We start from the raw sequence: 16,633 nt of genomic DNA, 5'->3' as shown, positions 1-16,633 counted from the left end.
GCACCCACACCCGTAACTGCCCGCCCCCGCACGACCCGTACGACCGACAGCAGAGAAGAAGACGAGAGACGCATGACGGACAACATCTTCGCGACGAGCGTGTTCTTCAAGCTCGCGATCGGCGGCAGCGACCTGGGCGCGTTCCACACCTGCTCCGGTCTGGGCGCCGAGGTGGAGATGGAGACGTACGCCGAGGGCGGCAACAACGGGTTCACCTGGCAGCTGCCGGGGCGGATCACCTGGACGAACATCACGCTGACCCGCCCGGTGACCGCCGACACGATGAAGATCGCGCGCTGGCTGAACGAGACGATCCAGCGGGTCGAGCCCAAGGACGGCGAGATCGTGGCGCTGCGCCCCGATCTCAGCCGGATCATCAGCTGGCAGGTCCACGGCATCGTGCCGGTGCGCTGGCAGGGGCCGTCCTTCGACCCGGCCAACTCCCAGGCGGCGATCGAGACCTTGGAGATCGCGCACGAGGGCCTGGAGCCGTCCTGACCGCCCCCGGCGGGACCGCGACCGAGGCCAAGACCAGGACGAAGGAAGGAGGAACGCAATGTCACCCGCTCTCCGTGCGAGCCGCGCTCGTGCCCAGCTGACCATCATGGAGCCGCCGTCGACCGTCGGCGCCAAGCCGGGCGGCACGCTCGCCCGGCTCACGTTGCAGTTCAACCCCGCGAAGCTGTCGCTGAGCAAGAGCACCGAGTGGCGGCGTACTCCGTCCCGGATGGCCGGGCAGTCCGCGCTGCCCGAGTTCGTCGGCAGCGGGCCCCGGGCCCTGTCGCTGGAGGTGTTCCTCGACGCGACCGCCACCCACGACAACTCCGTGGAGAAGGCGGTGGAGCAGCTGATGACCGCCTGTGTCCCCACGCCCAGCAGCCTGGCCCGCAAGACGCCCGCCAGCCCCTGGGTGCGGTTCGACTGGGGGACGTCGAAGACGACGTCGTTCGACGGGGTGCTCTCCAACCTCTCCGTCTCCTACACCCTGTTCGACGTGGACGGGAAGCCGCTGCGCGCCACCTGCTCCCTGTCGATCGAGGAGGCGAGCGTCGACCCGGCCGGCCAGAACCCCACCTCGGGTTCGAAGGAGGCGCGGCGCACCCACCAGGTCGTGGCCGGGGACAGCCTGCCGCTGCTGGCCTGGCGGGAGTACGGCGACGCCACCGCCTGGCGGACCATCGCGTACGCCAACGACATCGACGACCCGATGCAGTTGACGCCCGGCCGGGAACTCCTGGTGCCCGGGCGGGAGGACCATCTGGCGGAGGAGAGCCGATGACCGGTAAGGACGCCCCCGGCCGTTCCTTCGCCGCCGACCCGATCGTCGAGGCGCCGGCCGAGCTGCCCGCCGTCTGGGCCACCCAGCTGGTGAGCTGTGTGGTCGACGAGAACGTGGGCCTGCCGGACACCGCCGTCCTGATGTACCGGGACCCCGACCACACCTTCCTCGCCAAGACCGGCATCGGCATGGGCACCCCGCTGAAGATCTCGGTGGTCACCGTGCAGGACCGGGCGCGCGAGCGGCTGTTCACCGGTGAGGTCACCGCCATCGAGCTGGACACCGACACCACCGGATCGTTCACCGTCGTGCGGGCGTTCTCCAAGGCGCACCGGCTCCAGCGCGGCCGGAAGGTCGTGGCGTACCGGAACATGAAGACGGCGGACATCGTCCGCAAGGTGGCCACCGGGGCCGGTCTGGCCTGCGGGCGGATCGAGGCCGCGTCGATCACGTACAAGCAGCTGACCCAGCCGAACGTGTCGGACTGGGAGTTCCTCCAGCATCTGGCGGCCGAGAGCGGCGCGACCGTACGGGTGGACGACAAGGGCCTGTTGCAGTTCACCAAGCCGGACCCCGCCTCCTCGGCCCCCTCGCCCTCGACGTCCGCCACGCGCAACCCGATGGTTCTGGAGTACGGGAACAATCTGCTGGCCCTGCGTGCGGTGCTGACCGGGGCGGACGGGGCTGACAGTGTCGAGGTGCGCGGCTGGAACGTCGACACGAAGACGCGGCTGGTGGCCCGGCAGCAGTCCATCCGCAGCGACACCGTCGTGCCGGGGATGAGCCCGTCGACGGCCGCGCGGATCTTCGGGTCCGGTGGCTCCCGTACGACGATCGCCGACACTCCGTACCGCACCCAGGCGGAGACCCGGGCCGTGGCCGATGCGCTCGCGTCCTCGGTCAGCTCCGGCTTCGGTGAGGTCGAGGCGGTGGCGTACGGGAATCCCCAGCTGCGGGCGGGTCTGCCGGTGGCCCTCGGCAACGTGGGGCCCGCGTTCTCCGGCCGTTACACCGCCACCGCCGCCCATCACGTCCTCGAACCGGACACCGGCTACCGCACGACGGTGATCGTCAGCGCCTCGCCGGACCGTTCGCTGTCCGGGCTGACCGGCGGCGGCAACGCCCCCTCGCGCGGCCCGCGCATGCCCGGCCTGGCGATCGGGGTGGTCACCGACATCCGCGAGGAGGGCAAGGGCCAACGCGGCTGGGTGCGGCTGAAGTTCCCGTGGCTCGACGACACGTACGTCACCGACTGGGTCCGCACCGTGCAGTGGGGCGGCCAGGGCGGCGGCGGGGTGTTCAGCCCCGAGGTCAACGACGAGGTGCTGGTCGGGTTCGAGCAGGGGCTGCTGGACAGCCCGTATGTGCTCGGCGGCCTCTACAACGGGGTCGACAAGCCGTCGCCGCACGACGTTCCGCTGGTCGACCCGACGAGCGGCAAGGTCAACCGCCGTTCCCTGGTGTCCCGTTCGGGCAATCGGCTGGAGCTGCTGGACGCCCCGCGCGGGCCGTCGGGCGTACGGATCGCCACCGGCGACAAGCGGCTCGACGTCGTCCTCGACGAGAAGAAGGGCGAGATCACCCTGACCGTGAAAGCCCGTGGCGGCACGCGGGAGTTGAGCTCGGTGACGCTGTCCGCCTCGGGCATCACGCTCGACGCGGGCGCCACCGGCGACGTGAACATCAAGGGCCGCTCGGTGACCGTCAACGGCAAGACGGGGGTCACGGTCGACGGCGGACTGCTCGCGGTGCTCAAGGCCAAGCTCATCAGGATCAACTAACCGTCCACCACTCGCTCGTACCCCTGAAGTCCCTTTCGCAGCAAGGAGAACCCCGGCCATGCCCCCCGCAGCCCGCACGGGCGACAGCACCGCCCACGGCGGTCTCATCGCCACCCCGCCCCCGGGTGCGGTGGCCGTGGCCACCGTGCTCATCGGCGGCCGGCCCGCAGCCGTCACCGGGAGCCTGCACGGGTGCGTCATCCCCCCGCACGCGGCGCTCGGGCCCGGCAACGTGATCATGCCCAACCCCGCCGCCGCGATCGGCGGCGCGGTGCTCATCGGCGGGCTGCCCGCGGCCCGGATGGGCGACAAGACCACCTGCGGCGCGCCCATCGTCAGCGGTGCGTTCAACGTCCTGATCGGGGGCCCGATGTGAGCGGCGGCGGATTCATCGGACGCGGCTGGGGCTTCCCGCTGCGGGTCGGGCCGACGGGCGGGATCGCGCTGGTCGAGCGGGACCGGGAGATCGAGGAGGCGATCGGGCTGATCCTCGGCACCGCGCCGGGCGAGCGGCCGATGCGCCCGGAGTTCGGCTGCGGTATCCACGAGTACGTCTTCGCGCCCGGCGACGGGGCGACGGCCGGGCGGATCGCGCAGGAGGTCCGCACCTCGCTGGAGCGGTGGGAGCCGCGCATCGAGGTGACGGACGTGGTGATCGCGTTCGACGCCATCGAGGAGGGCACGCTCTACATCGACGTGCACTACACCGTGCGGGCCACCAACGACCTGCGCAACCTGGTCTTTCCCTTCTACACGATCCCGTCGTCGGAGGGTCCGGCCGCGGAGACCTCCCGGGAAGCGTGGATGCGCTGATGGCCCTGCCTTCGCCCAATCTGGACGACCGGCGCTTCCAGCAGCTCGTCGACGAGGCCAAGCGGTACGTCCAGCAGCGCTCCCCCGAGTGGACCGACCACAATGTGTCGGACCCCGGGGTCACGCTGATCGAGACGTTCGCGTATCTGGTCGACCAGTTGCTCTACCGGCTGAACCGGGTGCCGGACAAGAACTACGCGGCCTTCCTCGACCTGCTCGGCGTGACGCTGTTCCCGCCGACCGTGGCCCGGGCCGAGATCGACTTCTGGCTGTCCGCGCCGCAGCCGGAGACCGTGCATCTGCCCGCCGGTACGGAGGTGGCGACCGCGCGCGGGGAGGCCGAGGAGCCGGTGGTGTTCTCCACCGCCGACGACCTGCCGATCGTGCCGAGTTCGCTGGTCCGGCTGGTCACCGCGCCGGTGTCGGGCGAGCAGACGGACCGGACCGCGCCGCTCGGCGCGGGCAAGGACATCCCGTGCTTCCAGAACCGTCCGGAGCCCGGTGACGCCCTGCTGTTCGGCCTGCCGACGGCCGTACCGCGCTGCATCGTCGCCGTCCGTCTGGACAGCCGGGTGGAGGGCGTGGGCGTCGACCCGCGTCAGCCGCCGCTGGTGTGGGAGGCGTGGGACGGGGCGCGCTGGGTGATGTGTGCGACCGGCACCGACAGCACCGGCGGGCTGAACCGGCCCGGCGAGGTCGTCGTGTTCGTCCCGGCCGGGCACACCGCGTCGGTGGTGGCGGGCACCCGGGCGGGGTGGCTGCGCTGCCGGGTCACCGCTCCGGAGCCGGGCCAGCCGTTCTACTCGGAGTCGCCGACGATCCGGGAGGCCGAGGTGTTCACGGTCGGCGGCACGGTGGCCGCGGAGCACGCGGAGACCGTCGTCGATGTGCCGCTCGGGGTGTCGGAGGGCGTCGCCGGGCAGCGGTTCACGGTGAGCCGGGCGCCGCTGCTGCTGGACGGGGAGCCGCCGGTCGTCCAGGTGTCGGCGGACGAGGGCTGGCAGATCTGGACGCCGGTCGAGCACTTCGGCGCGTCCGGGCCCGGTGACCGGCATGTGCGGATCGACGCGGTCGCCGGGGAGTTCGCGTTCCCGCCGGAGGTGCGCGAGCCGGACGGCACGATGCGCGCGTACGGCGCGGTGCCGGAGAAGGGCGCCCAGCTCCGCGTCCCGCGCTACCGGACCGGTGGCGGGGCGGCGGGGAACGTCGCCCGGGGCGCGATCTCCGTGCTGCGCAGTTCGGTGCCGTACGTCGCGGGCGTGAACAACCGCGAGGCGGCGACCGGCGGGGTCGACGGCGAGACCGTGGAGAACGCGAAGGTGCGCGCGCCCAACATCCTGCGGGTGCAGGAGCGGGCGGTGACGGCCGAGGACTACGAACTCATCGCCCGGGAGGCCGCGCCGTCGCTGCGCCGGGTGCGGTGTGTGCCGGCCGTGGCGGGCGAGGCCGGTGCGGTACGGGTGCTGGTGGTGCCCGACGCGGTCGCCGACGAGGACGGCCATCTCCGTTTCGAGCAGCTGATCCCCTCGGACCAGGTGCTGGCCGCGGTCACCGAACGGCTCGACGAACGGCGTCTGGTGGGCACCCGGCTGATCGTGGAGCCGCCCGCCTACCAGGGCGTCACGGTCGTCGCCCGGCTGGTGGCCGCGCCGGGCGACGTGGACCGGGTGCGGGCGCAGGCGCTGGAGGCGCTGTTCCGGCACATCGACCCGTTGCGCGGCGGGGCGGACGGCCGGGGGTGGCCGTTCGGCAGGCCCGTGCAGTACGGGGAGGTCTTCGCCGTGCTCCAGAGCGTGGAGGGGGCCGGTCTGGTGGAGGACGTCCGGCTGTTCCCGGCGGACCCGATCACCGGCCGGCGCGGGGCGGCGGTGGACCGGGTCGACGTCGCGCCGGGCGCCCTGGTCTTCTCGCACCAGCACCAGGTGGTGGTCACCGCGAACGGGGCCGGTGAGGGCGTATGACCCGGGCCGCGATACCCGGACTGCCGAGCCGCTACCCGATCGGCGAACTGCTGCCCGCCCTGTACGCGGACGACGACCTGGCCCAGCGGTTCACGGCGGGCCTGGACACGGTGCTGGCGCCGGTCCTGTCCACGCTGGACAACCTGCCCGCCTACGTCGACCCGGCGCTGGCCCCGGCCGACTTCCTGCCCTGGCTGGCCTCGTGGGTGGGCGTCGAGACCGATCCGGCGTGGCCGGTCGAGCTGCGCCGGGCGGTCGTCGCGCGCGCCGTCGAACTGCACCGGTGGCGTGGCACCCGACGGGGTCTCGTCGAGCGGCTGCGGCTGGTCTGCGGGGTGCACGCGGACGTCCGGGACGGCGGGGGCGCCACCTGGTCGGCCGAGCCGGGCGCGGCGCTCCCGCCGCCGCCGACCGGTGAACTGCTCGTCCGGGTCTGGCCGGTGCGCGCGGACGCCCCGGTGGACGCCCACCGGGTCCTGGACGTCGCCACGGCCTCGTGCCCCGTCCACCTCACCTGCCGGGTGGAGGTCCTGCCGGGCCCGCCCGAAGAGCCCGAACAGACAGGAGGCTGACGCGATGCGTTCGTGCCCGGCGTGCGGTACGGCCAACGGCGAGACCGACGACTTCTGCGGCAACTGCGGCAGCTACCTGGGCTGGTCCTCCCAGCCGGTACGGCGAACGCGGGCCGCGGGTCCGGAACCTGAGCCGGGGCCGGTGCCTGAAGCCGAGGCTCCCGTGGCGGAGCCGGATCGCGGGCCGGAGGCGGAGCCTTCCGTGGCGCGGCCGCCCCTGCCGGTGCCGGAGCGCCCGGTGGCGGAGCCGCGCTCGGCGGAGCCGCAGGGCCCGGTCGCGGTGCCGCACGCCCCGGTCGCGGAGCCGGAGACCCCGGTGGCGCGGCCGCGCTCGGCGGAGCCGCACGCCTCGGTCCCGGTGCCGCCTTCGGCCGAGGTGCGGGCCCCGGAGCCGGAGACCGCGTCCACGCCGGAGCCGGCACCGGAACCTGCCGGTCCGCCGACGCCCACGCCGACGCCGACGCCCACGCCCACGCCTGCGCCCGCGCCCGCGCCCGCATCCGCGCCTCCGTCGACGCCCGCACCTGCTCCGGCGCCCGCACCCGCGACACCAACTACACCGACCGCGCCGGACTCCGCCGTACCCCCGCGCCCCGCGCATCCCGCACCCGCGCAGCCCGCACCCGCGGCCTCTTCCGATCGCCCCGAGCCGCCCGCGCGCCCCGAAGCTCCGCCACGCCCCACCCCCGCGCGCCCCGAACAGCCGCCGGAGCCGCCCCGGCCCGCCGCACCCACCCCCGTACCACCGCAGCCCACCACGCCCCCGGCGGCGTCGGCACCCGTAACGGCGAGGCCATCCGCACCGCCCGTGCCGCCTGTGCGGCCCGCGCAGCCCGCTCCCGTACGCCCCGGAATCCCGGCGTCCGCACCGGTGCCCAGGACGACCGCGCCGGGATCGGCATCCGGGTCGGCATCCGGGTCCGCGACCGACGCGGACGAGCCGATCGGGGCGGTGCGGCCGGCCAAGCCCGTGACCCGGCGGCCCGTCGTGCGGCCGGTGGCGGAGGAGGAGACTCCGGACGGCCCGCCCTGCCCGGCCTGCGGTACGCCGAACCTGCCGGGGCGGAAGTTCTGCCGCCGGTGCGCCGCTCCGCTGCAGGCCAAGGAGGCGCCGGCCGCCCTGCCGTGGTGGCGCACGGTGTGGCCGTTCCGCCGCCGGGTGCGCGGCGGTTCGGGCCGGGCGCTGCGGCGGACGCTGCTGGTCCTGGCCGTGGCCGGGCTGCTGGTCGCGGGCTTCCTGTTCTTCCCGCTGGGCCGCTACGTCTACGAGGACGTCCGGGACAAGCTCGGCGGCACGGCGGAGATCAGCCCCACCGGGGTGACCGCGAGCGCGGCGGCGCCCGGGCACCCGGCGAGCGCGGCGATCGACGGCCTGACGAACAAGTACTGGGGCGCGCCCGAGCTGGGCGCGTCGCTGACCTGCTCGTTCGGGACGCCGTTCCGGCTGGTCGGCGTCGTGGTGCACACCGGTGTATCGAAGGAGCCGCAGGAGTTCCGGCAGGGCGCGCGGCCGACCCGGGCGGATCTGATCGTGGAGACGGAGGACGGCACGGTCCACGAGAAGGCGGTGACCTTCAACGACAAGCCCGGCAAGCAGACCGTACGGACGGGCATCAGCGATGTCGTCTCCGTCCGGCTGGTGCTGCGGGAGGCGGCCGGACAGGGCGAGGGGCGGCCGATCGCGCTCGGCGAGGTCGAGTTCTTCCGGCGCACATGAGCCACTGCCGTCGCGGAGAGCCCCACGACTTCACCAACTACCCAGGAGTGGTCAGAGAGTTCCTGCCGATCAAACAATTTCGGTCACAAATGACTTCCCTCGGCACCCCCACAGGGGGTTGACTGGGCATTACACATGGTGACGCGCTCGCCCACCGGCTCACCGACCCTGCCCCGGCCGCCCCGGCACCCGGCGGAGGAAGGAGGACAGCTGTGGCCCTCCCACCTCGTACGGTCGCCCCGTCGTCCGCCCCCCGGGCTCTCGGCCGCCGCTTTCCGATGGGCCGGTCCTTTTGCTCGATCACCCGGAATGCGTCGTTCACATCGTCCGCCCGTATTCATCAGACGAGGGGCAGCAATGAGCCAGATCACGTTACCGGCGTTTCACATGCCGTTCCAGAGCACTGGGTGTAATCCAGGCCTCGCGGAAACCCGTGGAGCCGCCTGGGAATGGGCCGAATCCGAAGGTCTCGATCTTTCCGTACCGGCCCGGAAGAAAATGATCCGGACCCGTCCGGAACTGTGGATATCCCTGATCTTCCCGAAGGCCACGCAGGAGCATCTCGACCTGTTCTGTCAATGGCTCTTCTGGGCCTTCCTGGTGGACGACGAGTTCGACGACGGCCCGGCCGGACGTGATCCGCTGATGTGCGAGCGGGCGATCGCCCGTCTGGTGGACGTCTTCGACGGGGCCGCGCCGAACGGACCGATGGAGCGGGCGCTGGCCGGGCTGCGGGAGCGGACCTGCCGCGGGCGGTCGCCGCAGTGGAACCGGCAGTTCCGGCGGGACACCGCCGCCTGGCTGTGGACGTACTACGCCGAGGCCGTCGAGCGGGCCGCCGGACAGGTGCCGAGCCGGGCCGAATTCGCCAAGCACCGGCGGGATTCGGTCGCCATGCAGCCCTTTCTCTGTCTGCATGAGATCACCGCCGGAATCGATCTCCCGGATTCCGCCCGGAGCCTGCCCGCGTATATCGCCCTGCGGAACGCGGTCACCGATCATTCGGGGCTCTGCAACGACATCTGCTCCTTCGAGAAGGAAGCCGCTCTCGGCTACGAGCACAACGCCGTACGGCTGATTCAGCGCGACCGGGGTTCGACTCTCCAGGAAGCCGTCGACGAGGCCGGAATCCAGTTGGCCCGGATAGCGGAACGGGTGGTGCGGGCGGAAAAGGAACTGATCGAGGAAATCGAGGCGGCGGGCATCACCGGGCCGACCCGCGCGGCCCTGGAGCGCTGCGTCCAGGACTACCGGGGACTGGTCCGGGGCGACTTCGACTACCACGCGCGCGCCGAGCGCTACACCCGTCCGGACCTGGTGGAGGTGGACGAACGGGACTCGCTGTCCCGGTACTTCGCCGCCTGAGGCGCGACGCCTCCCTCCGGCCGGGCCCGGGAATCACCTCCCGGGCCCGGCCGGACACCACCCGGACATCACCCGGACACCGGCCGGTCCAGCCGTCCGGGGGGTGTCACGGACGGCCCTTCGCGGGCAGGGATGGCTCCGCCCGGGTCACCGCACCGCGAGAGGGGTTGGCACGCACCATGTCCGACATCGTGGCGGGCGCCGCCCCGCGGGTGACGACCGTGCACGGCACCGTGCGCGGTGCGGTGGAGCGGGGCGTCGCGGTCTTCCGCGGCATCCCGTACGCGGCCGCTCCGGTGGGCGTACGGAGGTTCCGCGCGCCCGGACCGCCGGAGCCGTGGACCGGCGTGCGCGAGGCCGTGACGTACGGGCCCACCGCCCCCAAGCGGCCCTACGCCCCGCCGCTGGACCGGCTGCTGCCGGATCCGGCGGTGGCGGGCGACGGCTGGCTGAACCTCAATGTGTGGACGCCCGCGCCGGGTGCGGCCGGGCTGCCCGTCCTCGTGTGGATCCACGGCGGTTCGCTGGTGCACGGTTCCTCGGCGGTGCCGGTGTACGACGGGTCCGCGTTCGCCCGGGACGGGGTGGTCCTCGTCTCCGTCAACTACCGCCTGGGCGTCGAGGGCTTCGGCGTCCTCCCGGACGCGCCCGCCAACCGGGGGCTGCTGGACCAGCTGGCCGCCCTGGAGTGGGTGCGCGACAACATCGCGGCGTTCGGCGGCGACCCGGACCGGGTGACGGTGGCCGGGGAGTCGGCGGGGGCGGTCTCCATCGCCGCCCTGCTGGCCGCGCCCCGGTCGGCGGGGCTGCTGCGGCGGGCGGTGCTCCAGAGCGGGGCGCCCGCCGCCCTGCCCCCGGCCGCCGCGCGCGGGACGACCGAGCTGATCGCGAAGCGGCTCGGGGTGCCCGCGACGGCAGCCGCGCTGGCCGCCGTGGACCCGGAGGCGCTGCTGACCGCGCAGACCGAGGTGACCAGCGGCGGAAACCCGCTGACCGGCCGCAACTCCTTCCAGCTGGTCGTGGACGGCGAACTGCTGCCCCAGGACCCCGTGGCGGCGCTGCACGCGGGCGCGTCCGCCGGGGTCGATCTGCTGATGGGAACGAACACCGAGGAGTACCGGCTCTGGTTCGTGCCCGGCGGCCTGACCGAGAGGATCGGCCGGCTGCGGCTCCGGCTGGCCCTGCTGAAGTTCGGGGTGCCGAACGCCACCGCCCGCGTCTACCGGGCCAACCGGCCGGACGCCACCCCCGGCGAACTGCTCGGCGCGCTCGCGACGGACCTGCTGCTGCGGGTCCCGCTCAACCGGCTGGCCGACGCCCGGACGGACGCGCCCGGCTCCACGTACGTGTACGAGTTCGGCTGGCCCACCCCCGTACAGCGGCTCGGCGCCTGTCACGCGCTGGAGCTGGGCTTCGTCTTCGACACGCTCGCCCACCCCGACACAAAGGCCCTGACCGGCCCCGACGCCCCGCAGGACCTGGCGGACGCGATGCACCGGGCGTGGGTGGACTTCGCGACGGACGGGGACCCGGGGTGGCCGTCCTGGGACGCGCGGCGGCCGGTGACGGTCTTCGGCCCGGAGGCTCCGGCCCTCGTCCTGGCCCCGCGCGACGACGAACTGCGCGGCTGGGAACCGTACCGCTCCTAGGGTCGCAGCGAGATCCAGTGCGGGTCGGGGACCACGGTGAGGATCGCCGAGACCACCACGACCAGGCCCAGCACGACCTGTTCGCGGCGGGCCAGCAGATGCGCGACCGACGGATCGGCGTCCCGGAGCATCCGCCGCCGGGCCGCCACCGCCAGCGCGCTGACCACGGCCATCAGCGCCAGCTTGACCAGCAGGGTGCGCCCGTAGGCGGAGGTGAGCACCACGTCCAGCGGCAGCCGGCGCAGGGTCGAGGCCGTACCGGTGGCGGCGAGGGCGACGTACAGCCAGATCGCCAGGCGCGCGTACCGGCCGAGGAGCGCGCGGGCCGCGACGGGTGAGCCGCGCCAGAGCCACATGGTGCGCAGGACGTACAGCAGGCCGCCGGTCCAGAGCGACGCGGCGGTCAGATGGACGACGGTGAGGGCGGCGCCGAACTCGGGGCTGTACGCCTCCGGGTGCGCGCGCAGGGCCTCCGCGCCGATGACGACGGCGAGCGGGGCGAGGGCGAAGGCCGGGCGTCTGCTCGCGGCGCAGAGGGCGGCGATGACCAGGCCGTTGGCGATGAGGAGGAGCAGTCCGCCCTCGCGGGTGCCGTAGGTCTCGGTGATCCCGAGGTCGCTGACGGCGGCGAGCCGGACGATCTGCCCGGCCGCGGCGGCCGCACCGGCGAGCGAGGCGAGCAGCGCCCAGCTCCGTACGGCGGTACGAGGACGGCCCCGGACGGGCCGGACGAGCTGCGGGCCGAGGAGTTCGCCCAGGTGGAGGGCGAGTGCGGCGAACAGGACGGTGCGGAGCACGGTGGTGAGCCCCGCGCCGGGTATCCGGAGTTCCCCGGTGCCGCGGGCCGCGATGCCGGGGCCGAGCAGGGCCACGAGGAGGGCGAGGGCGCCCGCGCCGCAGAGCAGGAGCGGGGTCGTCCAGGAGCGCCCGGCGGGACGGGCGGACGGCCCGTCGGATATCTCGCCGCCGAACGGCGCGCCGGCCGCCGGCGCCGGTGCGGCCACGGCGGGAGGTGTGCCGGGCGGCGCGGTCGGCCCGGGAGCCGTGCCGGGCGCGGCCGGGTCGGCAGGGGGTCCGGAGAACATCACGGCCCGATCCTCGCCGGTGGACAAAGACACAGCAAGCCGCGCACGGCGGGCGTCGGACACCCCCTGGGGTCAAAAGCACCCGGATGGGGCCCTGGGACACCGGGCCTGTCGGCGGCCGGCCCCCGACGGCGCGGGGCCGGCCGCCGCACGGCGGCTCAGGCCTTGTTCTGCGCGGCCCAGAACTCGTCGAAGGTGAGCAGGCCGTCACCGTTGGCGTCGTGGGCGTTGATGATCGCCTGCGCCACCGTCTCGGTGACGAAGGGGTCGCCCAGCTGGGCCATGGCGCTCTTGTACTCGTTGGCCGTGATGAGGCCGTCGCCGTTCTGGTCGAACCGCTCGAATGCCGTCCGCGCCGACTCGATGTCCGCCACTGTTCCGCCCCTTCGTGATGCCGAATGTCAGGGGTCAGATTATCGGGCCGTCCGGGTGAGGCCGGTGGCCGGGCGGCCCATCAACTCCGTGGCCGTCACCGCGTGCAGTCCGCGCCGGCCGATCTCGGCGAGGAGCAGCGGCAGCGCGTCGACGGTGACCGGGCGGCCGAGGCTCAGCTCCACCACCGATCCGTTGCGGAGCTCCCCGGCGACCTTCCGGGTGACGGTGGCGACGCGGGTGGCCGCGTGGTCGAGCGATTCCACGTCGCAGCCGAGGACGTGCGGGTAGCCGGCCCGCTGGGCGAGGCGCTGGACGAGCGGGGAGGCGTACGCGGTGGGCGAGGGGCGGAACCAGGCGCCGATGGACCCGGTGAGCCGGCGCAGCCGCCGGGCGCAGGCGGCGATCTCCTCGTACGCCGCGCGCTCGTCCAACTCCGCGAGGTCGAGGTGGTGCTCGGTGTGGTTGCCGATCTCGTGGCCCCCGTCGAGGATCCGGCGGGCCAGGCCGGGGTGTTCGGCGAGCCAGGTGCCGACCGCCAGCACCGTGACGCGCGCCCCGGCCTGTTCGCAGCGGGCGAGTGCGGTACGGGCGAGGCCGGGGTCGCCCCGCCCGTCGAAGGTGAGGGCGACGCGGGGCAGGTCGCGGGGGCCGTGGGCGATACGGAAGGGCAGACCGGGGAAGCGGTGCGGGGCGGGCGCGGCCGCCGGAGCCGCTTCGGGCGGCACGGCGGGTCCGGCGGCTCCGCCCGCCGCCCGGTCGCTCCGGGCGCATCCGACGGCGAGGGCGGCGGCCAGCACTCCGGCCCCCGCGCCCAGTGCGTCACGGCGGCCCATCGGAGCCCTGCGTCCGTCCATGCCCGACCACCTCACGCTCCACGGGTTCCACCGATTCCCGGGACACAGTAGGGGCGTATTGGGTGAAATGAGGTGATTGGGCAGTTCAGCAGATGATCAATGAATCATTCAAGCGTCACCATAAAAATGCATGGAAAACCAGGCAAGTGACCGAGCACACCTGCGATTCAACCAAGAGTTGCCCGTTTGTTCCTTAAATATTCCGACAAGTCGCTTTGGCACCGGGGTCGCCCATCTGCCATAGTCGGATCCACGACCCCCATTGACCCGGGCCAAGGTCGTCTTGAGCGGCCGTGAACACACCCCCCATGTCACGGCCCCCGTCAGAAACCCTCGCAGCGCCGCACCACGGCCGACCGGGGGTTTCTGCGTATCAGCAGGTCAGCGGGTCAGCGGTCGGAGATCCGCATCTCGAACCAGGTGGTCTTGCCGCGCGGCAGCAGATCCACGCCCCAGCGGTCGGAGAGCTTGTCGACGAGGAAGAGCCCCCGGCCGCTGATGTCCATCTCGCGCACCGGCATCAGACACGGCAGCCCGCGCGAGGGATCACGCACCTCGACACGGATCCAGCCCCGCCGGCGCACCATGCGTAACCCGAAGACCCGGGCCCCGGTGTGGCGCACCGCGTTGCCGACCAGCTCGGAGACCAGGAGCACCGCGTACTCCGCGGTCTGCGGCGAAAGAGCCCACTGACGGAGCACGACACAGGAGGTGAGCCGACGGGCCGTCGCCGCCGACTCCGGACGGGACGGCAGCCGGACTTCCCCCTCGGTCGGATTTCCGAACAACTCCAGCGCCTTGAACGCCTGTTCGTCATCCATGGTCGACGAACTGCGTGCCGCCGTCGCGCTGCTGCGCGGTCGCGGCTGATCCACACCCTCCAGGCCCGCCATGCCCACCATCATGGCCGCACGAATCGGCCTCCGGGGCCGTTCCGCAGGAATCCATATCCCGGAACAACTCATTCCGCAGAAGGCTTTCGACATATGCCTTTGGCAAAAGAGAACCCCGAAGAGCCCCGCTGACCTGCGGCGATACACCACCCCACGAGGGCTGCCCGGCCGACGGCGGCACCGGGCCTTAAGGTTGCCTTAAGGCCCGGATAATCCGCTCTGACGGATGAACTCCCGAAAGCGGGGCCGTCCGACCCGACTACCGGCCGCCCCGATCCGACTAGGGACCGCCGGTCATCTGACTACGGATCAGGTGGCGCCCCCGAGGGGAGGTGGTGCGCGGTCGGCTCTGGCAGGCCATCGGCGAGGCCCGGCCGTCGGTTAGGTCGCGGACGATTCTCCGGGCCGCCCCAGACAGGCCGGGGATGCAACCATTCTCTTCAGAGCTGGAACCCCCGGAAGCGGACCGCGCGTTTGAGACCATAGACGCCAGCACTGACAACCGACTCGCCGACGAACAACCGTCGAGCGTTGAGTGTCTAACTGCGCGACAACGGCGGACGAGCGTGGACGTCAGCGGACCATCAGCGCAGGTGAGACCCGCGTCAGACCAAGGCAGTACCAGCGCCCGAGTTGCTTCGGGACGAAGGGGTTGAAGCGGCCGGGGCAACCGCCCAGCTGCGAACGCGCCTTCAGCAGCCGTTTTCGGTCAGCACCCCGCATTGCCCAGCCCCTGCCATGGCATGGCCGGTACAGTCAGTCGGTTCCGGCGCGCGCAACGGCCCCAACTAGGTCGCACCGACCCGCACGAGCGCGCCATCCGCCAGCCGAAGGGGTAGCCGTCTTATGTACGAAGAAGCAGTCATGGCCGTGAGTACAGGAGCTGCCAGCGGAGTCCTCTCCTACCTGCTCCAAGGCCAGGCCGACGCTTTGCGTACTCGGATCTCGGCCATCTTCCGTCGCGGCGGCAACCCTCAAGAGGAAGCTGCTGCCCTACAGGTGCTGAACGATCAGGTGGCATCCCTGGCCCGGCATGAAATCACGGGGCGCACTGTCACAGACGCCTGGACCGAATTGCTTGCCGCCTTTCTCCAGGCTCACCCCGACGCCCGAGCCGACATCGAGGAACTCAAGACGACGGCACCGACGAAGACGGTCAACATCGGCTCACAGCACAACCACGGTTCTGGCGCCTTCATCGGCAGCGACCACTACGGCGACATCAACATCAACACCCGAGACGGCCGATGACCACCGACGACGCGGCGCTTCCAGAACAACGCCACGTCCAGATCAACTCCGGCGACGGGGCCTTTGTCGGCCGCGACCACCACGGTGACATCAATATTCATCACGAGATCGACCCGCAGACCAGGATCACCCTCAGGAAAATTGGGAGGATCGCGCCTGGGCTGTCCCACATGCTTGAACAGGCCCTGCGAGACGGCGTCATCTCCCCTGAAACGGCAAGCCAGCTCTCCTTGGCCACCCGGAGTATCAACGAGGATGTCGCCGGCCAGATCTCGCGCGCTTCCCGGAGCATCAACGAAGACGTCGCAGGCCTACTCGGTCATGCAAGCAAGAGCATCAACGAAGATGTCGCCCACTAACTGAGCCTCGCCGCGGAACAGCTGTCCAGCGCCTCCAAGAAGATCGACGTCGACAAGCTCGACCACCTGGTCAGGCGCCTGGAAGGGCTTTTCGCCCCCCAGGGCGGCAACAATCTGCACGAGGTTGCCACCCGGTTGGAAGGCAGTCTGAGCGAGCTCAGCGAGTCAACGCAACGGGTTGAAAATCTGAAGGGACGTAGCCCTGAAACGAGCGAGCTAGAGCAGGTGACCATGTCGCTCGCTGAGATTGCGAGGCGCGTAGAAGCAAGGGTTACCCCGCCCCCGCCGGTGGTTTTGCCCGACTGGGAAGGGCGCTGGCGTTGGCTTGGCATAGGCGTCCTTCTTGGGATCGCCATATCGATCGTAGTCGCGACCTACTCGTAGCACGAAGGGCCGTGACAGCTCTCGTGGCTGGTCTGCTTGCTAGCAGTACGGCAGCGAAGTACAGCAACTGCAGCAACCCGTCGCACCTCCAAGTGCCCTCGTTAGGCCGTAGCACGGCCGGTATGACCGGCGGCGACCGATCCGGCTAGAGACACGGATCAGAGGGTTGCAGGTTCGATTCCTGCCGAGTATGCAGCAGGCCGTAGACCTTCAGGGGAATACCTGGGGGAGGTATCCGACGTATGTCGTGACCGCGGTGATTGGCAGCAACTACTTCGGAGTTCCGCCGCCGGAT

At 72.0% G+C, this 16,633-nt stretch carries 17 protein-coding genes; 12 read left to right on the top strand and 5 right to left on the bottom strand.

The window, feature by feature from the left end; translation table 11 throughout:
- The first annotated feature begins 72 nt into the window (after nucleotides 1–72).
- The 7 genes from ACSMXR_RS26735 to ACSMXR_RS26705 are packed head-to-tail and all read left to right on the top strand — an operon-like array spanning nucleotide 73 to nucleotide 6,406.
- On the top strand, nucleotides 73–498 hold the full coding sequence (locus ACSMXR_RS26735; protein ID WP_030079082.1) for a phage tail protein: 426 nt from the start codon (nucleotides 73–75) through the stop codon (nucleotides 496–498).
- A gap of 58 nt (nucleotides 499–556) precedes the next feature.
- Entirely contained in the window at nucleotides 557–1,279 is a 723-nt protein-coding gene (locus ACSMXR_RS26730) for a CIS tube protein (RefSeq protein WP_473170086.1), read from the top strand.
- Nucleotides 1,276–3,060 (top strand): VgrG-related protein, encoded by a 1,785-nt coding sequence (locus tag ACSMXR_RS26725; protein WP_137233586.1) that lies wholly within the window; start codon nucleotides 1,276–1,278, stop codon nucleotides 3,058–3,060. The genes ACSMXR_RS26730 and ACSMXR_RS26725 overlap by 4 nt, the downstream gene beginning before the upstream one ends.
- Nucleotides 3,061–3,118: 58 nt before the next feature.
- Complete coding sequence (locus ACSMXR_RS26720; RefSeq protein ID WP_007457201.1) at nucleotides 3,119–3,436, top strand: PAAR domain-containing protein; 318 nt, start codon at nucleotides 3,119–3,121, stop codon at nucleotides 3,434–3,436.
- Nucleotides 3,433–3,873 (top strand): GPW/gp25 family protein, encoded by a 441-nt coding sequence (locus tag ACSMXR_RS26715; protein ID WP_473170085.1) that lies wholly within the window; start codon nucleotides 3,433–3,435, stop codon nucleotides 3,871–3,873. Before ACSMXR_RS26720 ends, ACSMXR_RS26715 begins: the two co-directional genes overlap by 4 nt.
- Nucleotides 3,873–5,834, top strand: a complete 1,962-nt coding sequence (locus ACSMXR_RS26710) for a putative baseplate assembly protein (RefSeq protein WP_381909609.1) — start codon at nucleotides 3,873–3,875, stop codon at nucleotides 5,832–5,834. The genes ACSMXR_RS26715 and ACSMXR_RS26710 overlap by 1 nt, the downstream gene beginning before the upstream one ends.
- Nucleotides 5,831–6,406, top strand: coding sequence for a phage tail protein I (locus tag ACSMXR_RS26705; protein ID WP_218524684.1), 576 nt, complete (start codon nucleotides 5,831–5,833; stop codon nucleotides 6,404–6,406). Before ACSMXR_RS26710 ends, ACSMXR_RS26705 begins: the two co-directional genes overlap by 4 nt.
- Before the next feature lie 72 nt (nucleotides 6,407–6,478).
- Here the strand turns inward: ACSMXR_RS26705 and ACSMXR_RS26700 are convergent, their stop codons facing one another.
- Entirely contained in the window at nucleotides 6,479–7,372 is an 894-nt protein-coding gene (locus ACSMXR_RS26700) for a hypothetical protein (protein WP_473170084.1), read from the bottom strand.
- A 4-nt stretch (nucleotides 7,373–7,376) separates the two neighbouring features.
- Here ACSMXR_RS26700 and ACSMXR_RS26695 point away from each other — a divergent pair, with 4 nt between their 5' ends.
- The 3 genes from ACSMXR_RS26695 to ACSMXR_RS26685 all read left to right on the top strand — a co-directional run bounded on the left by ACSMXR_RS26695 (nucleotide 7,377) and on the right by ACSMXR_RS26685 (nucleotide 11,137).
- On the top strand, nucleotides 7,377–8,123 hold the full coding sequence (locus ACSMXR_RS26695; protein ID WP_256341927.1) for a zinc ribbon domain-containing protein: 747 nt from the start codon (nucleotides 7,377–7,379) through the stop codon (nucleotides 8,121–8,123).
- A gap of 498 nt (nucleotides 8,124–8,621) precedes the next feature.
- Nucleotides 8,622–9,488, top strand: a complete 867-nt coding sequence (locus tag ACSMXR_RS26690) for a terpene synthase family protein (RefSeq protein ID WP_455431459.1) — start codon at nucleotides 8,622–8,624, stop codon at nucleotides 9,486–9,488.
- A 179-nt stretch (nucleotides 9,489–9,667) separates the two neighbouring features.
- The gene (locus ACSMXR_RS26685; RefSeq protein ID WP_473170083.1) at nucleotides 9,668–11,137 is read left to right on the top strand and encodes a carboxylesterase/lipase family protein; all 1,470 of its coding nucleotides are present in this window, start codon (nucleotides 9,668–9,670) and stop codon (nucleotides 11,135–11,137) included.
- Here ACSMXR_RS26685 and ACSMXR_RS26680 read toward each other — a convergent pair.
- From ACSMXR_RS26680 to ACSMXR_RS26665, 4 genes are all read right to left on the bottom strand, one after another.
- Nucleotides 11,134–12,222: a CopD family protein gene (locus ACSMXR_RS26680; protein ID WP_473170082.1), complete on the bottom strand. Its 1,089-nt coding sequence runs from the start codon at nucleotides 12,220–12,222 to the stop codon at nucleotides 11,134–11,136. The genes ACSMXR_RS26685 and ACSMXR_RS26680 overlap by 4 nt on opposite strands.
- 158 nt (nucleotides 12,223–12,380) lie before the next feature.
- Nucleotides 12,381–12,596, bottom strand: a complete 216-nt coding sequence (locus tag ACSMXR_RS26675) for an EF-hand domain-containing protein (RefSeq protein ID WP_030079131.1) — start codon at nucleotides 12,594–12,596, stop codon at nucleotides 12,381–12,383.
- A gap of 39 nt (nucleotides 12,597–12,635) precedes the next feature.
- Nucleotides 12,636–13,451 carry a polysaccharide deacetylase family protein gene (locus ACSMXR_RS26670; protein ID WP_473170081.1) on the bottom strand — a complete coding sequence of 272 codons (816 nt, stop codon included), beginning with the start codon at nucleotides 13,449–13,451 and terminating at the stop codon, nucleotides 12,636–12,638.
- Nucleotides 13,452–13,840: 389 nt separating this feature from the next.
- Nucleotides 13,841–14,356, bottom strand: a complete 516-nt coding sequence (locus ACSMXR_RS26665; RefSeq protein WP_137233577.1) for an ATP-binding protein — start codon at nucleotides 14,354–14,356, stop codon at nucleotides 13,841–13,843.
- A gap of 834 nt (nucleotides 14,357–15,190) precedes the next feature.
- Here ACSMXR_RS26665 and ACSMXR_RS26660 point away from each other — a divergent pair.
- Nucleotides 15,191–15,595, top strand: coding sequence for a hypothetical protein (locus ACSMXR_RS26660; protein ID WP_473170080.1), 405 nt, complete (start codon nucleotides 15,191–15,193; stop codon nucleotides 15,593–15,595).
- A complete protein-coding gene (locus ACSMXR_RS26655) occupies nucleotides 15,592–15,954 on the top strand; it encodes a hypothetical protein (RefSeq protein WP_473170079.1) in 363 nt (120 codons plus the stop codon). The genes ACSMXR_RS26660 and ACSMXR_RS26655 overlap by 4 nt, the downstream gene beginning before the upstream one ends.
- Nucleotides 15,955–16,633: the final 679 nt, after the last annotated feature.

This window comes from Streptomyces sp. DSM 106670 (assembly GCF_055792845.1).
The sequence above is the reverse complement of the archived record's forward strand: the minus strand, read 5'-3'. Positions and strand labels throughout refer to the sequence as shown.

Bases quoted from the DNA above. Each gene is read 5' to 3' on its own strand.
- ACSMXR_RS26710 (WP_381909609.1), top strand. From the start codon at position 3,873: ATGGCCCTGCCTTCGCCCAATCTGGACGACCGGCGCTTCCAGCAGCTC.
- ACSMXR_RS26725 (WP_137233586.1), top strand. From the start codon at position 1,276: ATGACCGGTAAGGACGCCCCCGGCCGTTCCTTCGCCGCCGACCCGATC.
- ACSMXR_RS26665 (WP_137233577.1), bottom strand. From the start codon at position 14,356: ATGATGGTGGGCATGGCGGGCCTGGAGGGTGTGGATCAGCCGCGACCG.
- ACSMXR_RS26680 (WP_473170082.1), bottom strand. From the start codon at position 12,222: ATGTTCTCCGGACCCCCTGCCGACCCGGCCGCGCCCGGCACGGCTCCC.
- ACSMXR_RS26705 (WP_218524684.1), top strand. From the start codon at position 5,831: ATGACCCGGGCCGCGATACCCGGACTGCCGAGCCGCTACCCGATCGGC.
- ACSMXR_RS26690 (WP_455431459.1), top strand. From the start codon at position 8,622: ATGATCCGGACCCGTCCGGAACTGTGGATATCCCTGATCTTCCCGAAG.
- ACSMXR_RS26685 (WP_473170083.1), top strand. From the start codon at position 9,668: ATGTCCGACATCGTGGCGGGCGCCGCCCCGCGGGTGACGACCGTGCAC.
- ACSMXR_RS26655 (WP_473170079.1), top strand. From the start codon at position 15,592: ATGACCACCGACGACGCGGCGCTTCCAGAACAACGCCACGTCCAGATC.
- ACSMXR_RS26670 (WP_473170081.1), bottom strand. From the start codon at position 13,451: ATGGACGGACGCAGGGCTCCGATGGGCCGCCGTGACGCACTGGGCGCG.
- ACSMXR_RS26660 (WP_473170080.1), top strand. From the start codon at position 15,191: ATGTACGAAGAAGCAGTCATGGCCGTGAGTACAGGAGCTGCCAGCGGA.
- ACSMXR_RS26730 (WP_473170086.1), top strand. From the start codon at position 557: ATGTCACCCGCTCTCCGTGCGAGCCGCGCTCGTGCCCAGCTGACCATC.
- ACSMXR_RS26735 (WP_030079082.1), top strand. From the start codon at position 73: ATGACGGACAACATCTTCGCGACGAGCGTGTTCTTCAAGCTCGCGATC.
- ACSMXR_RS26720 (WP_007457201.1), top strand. From the start codon at position 3,119: ATGCCCCCCGCAGCCCGCACGGGCGACAGCACCGCCCACGGCGGTCTC.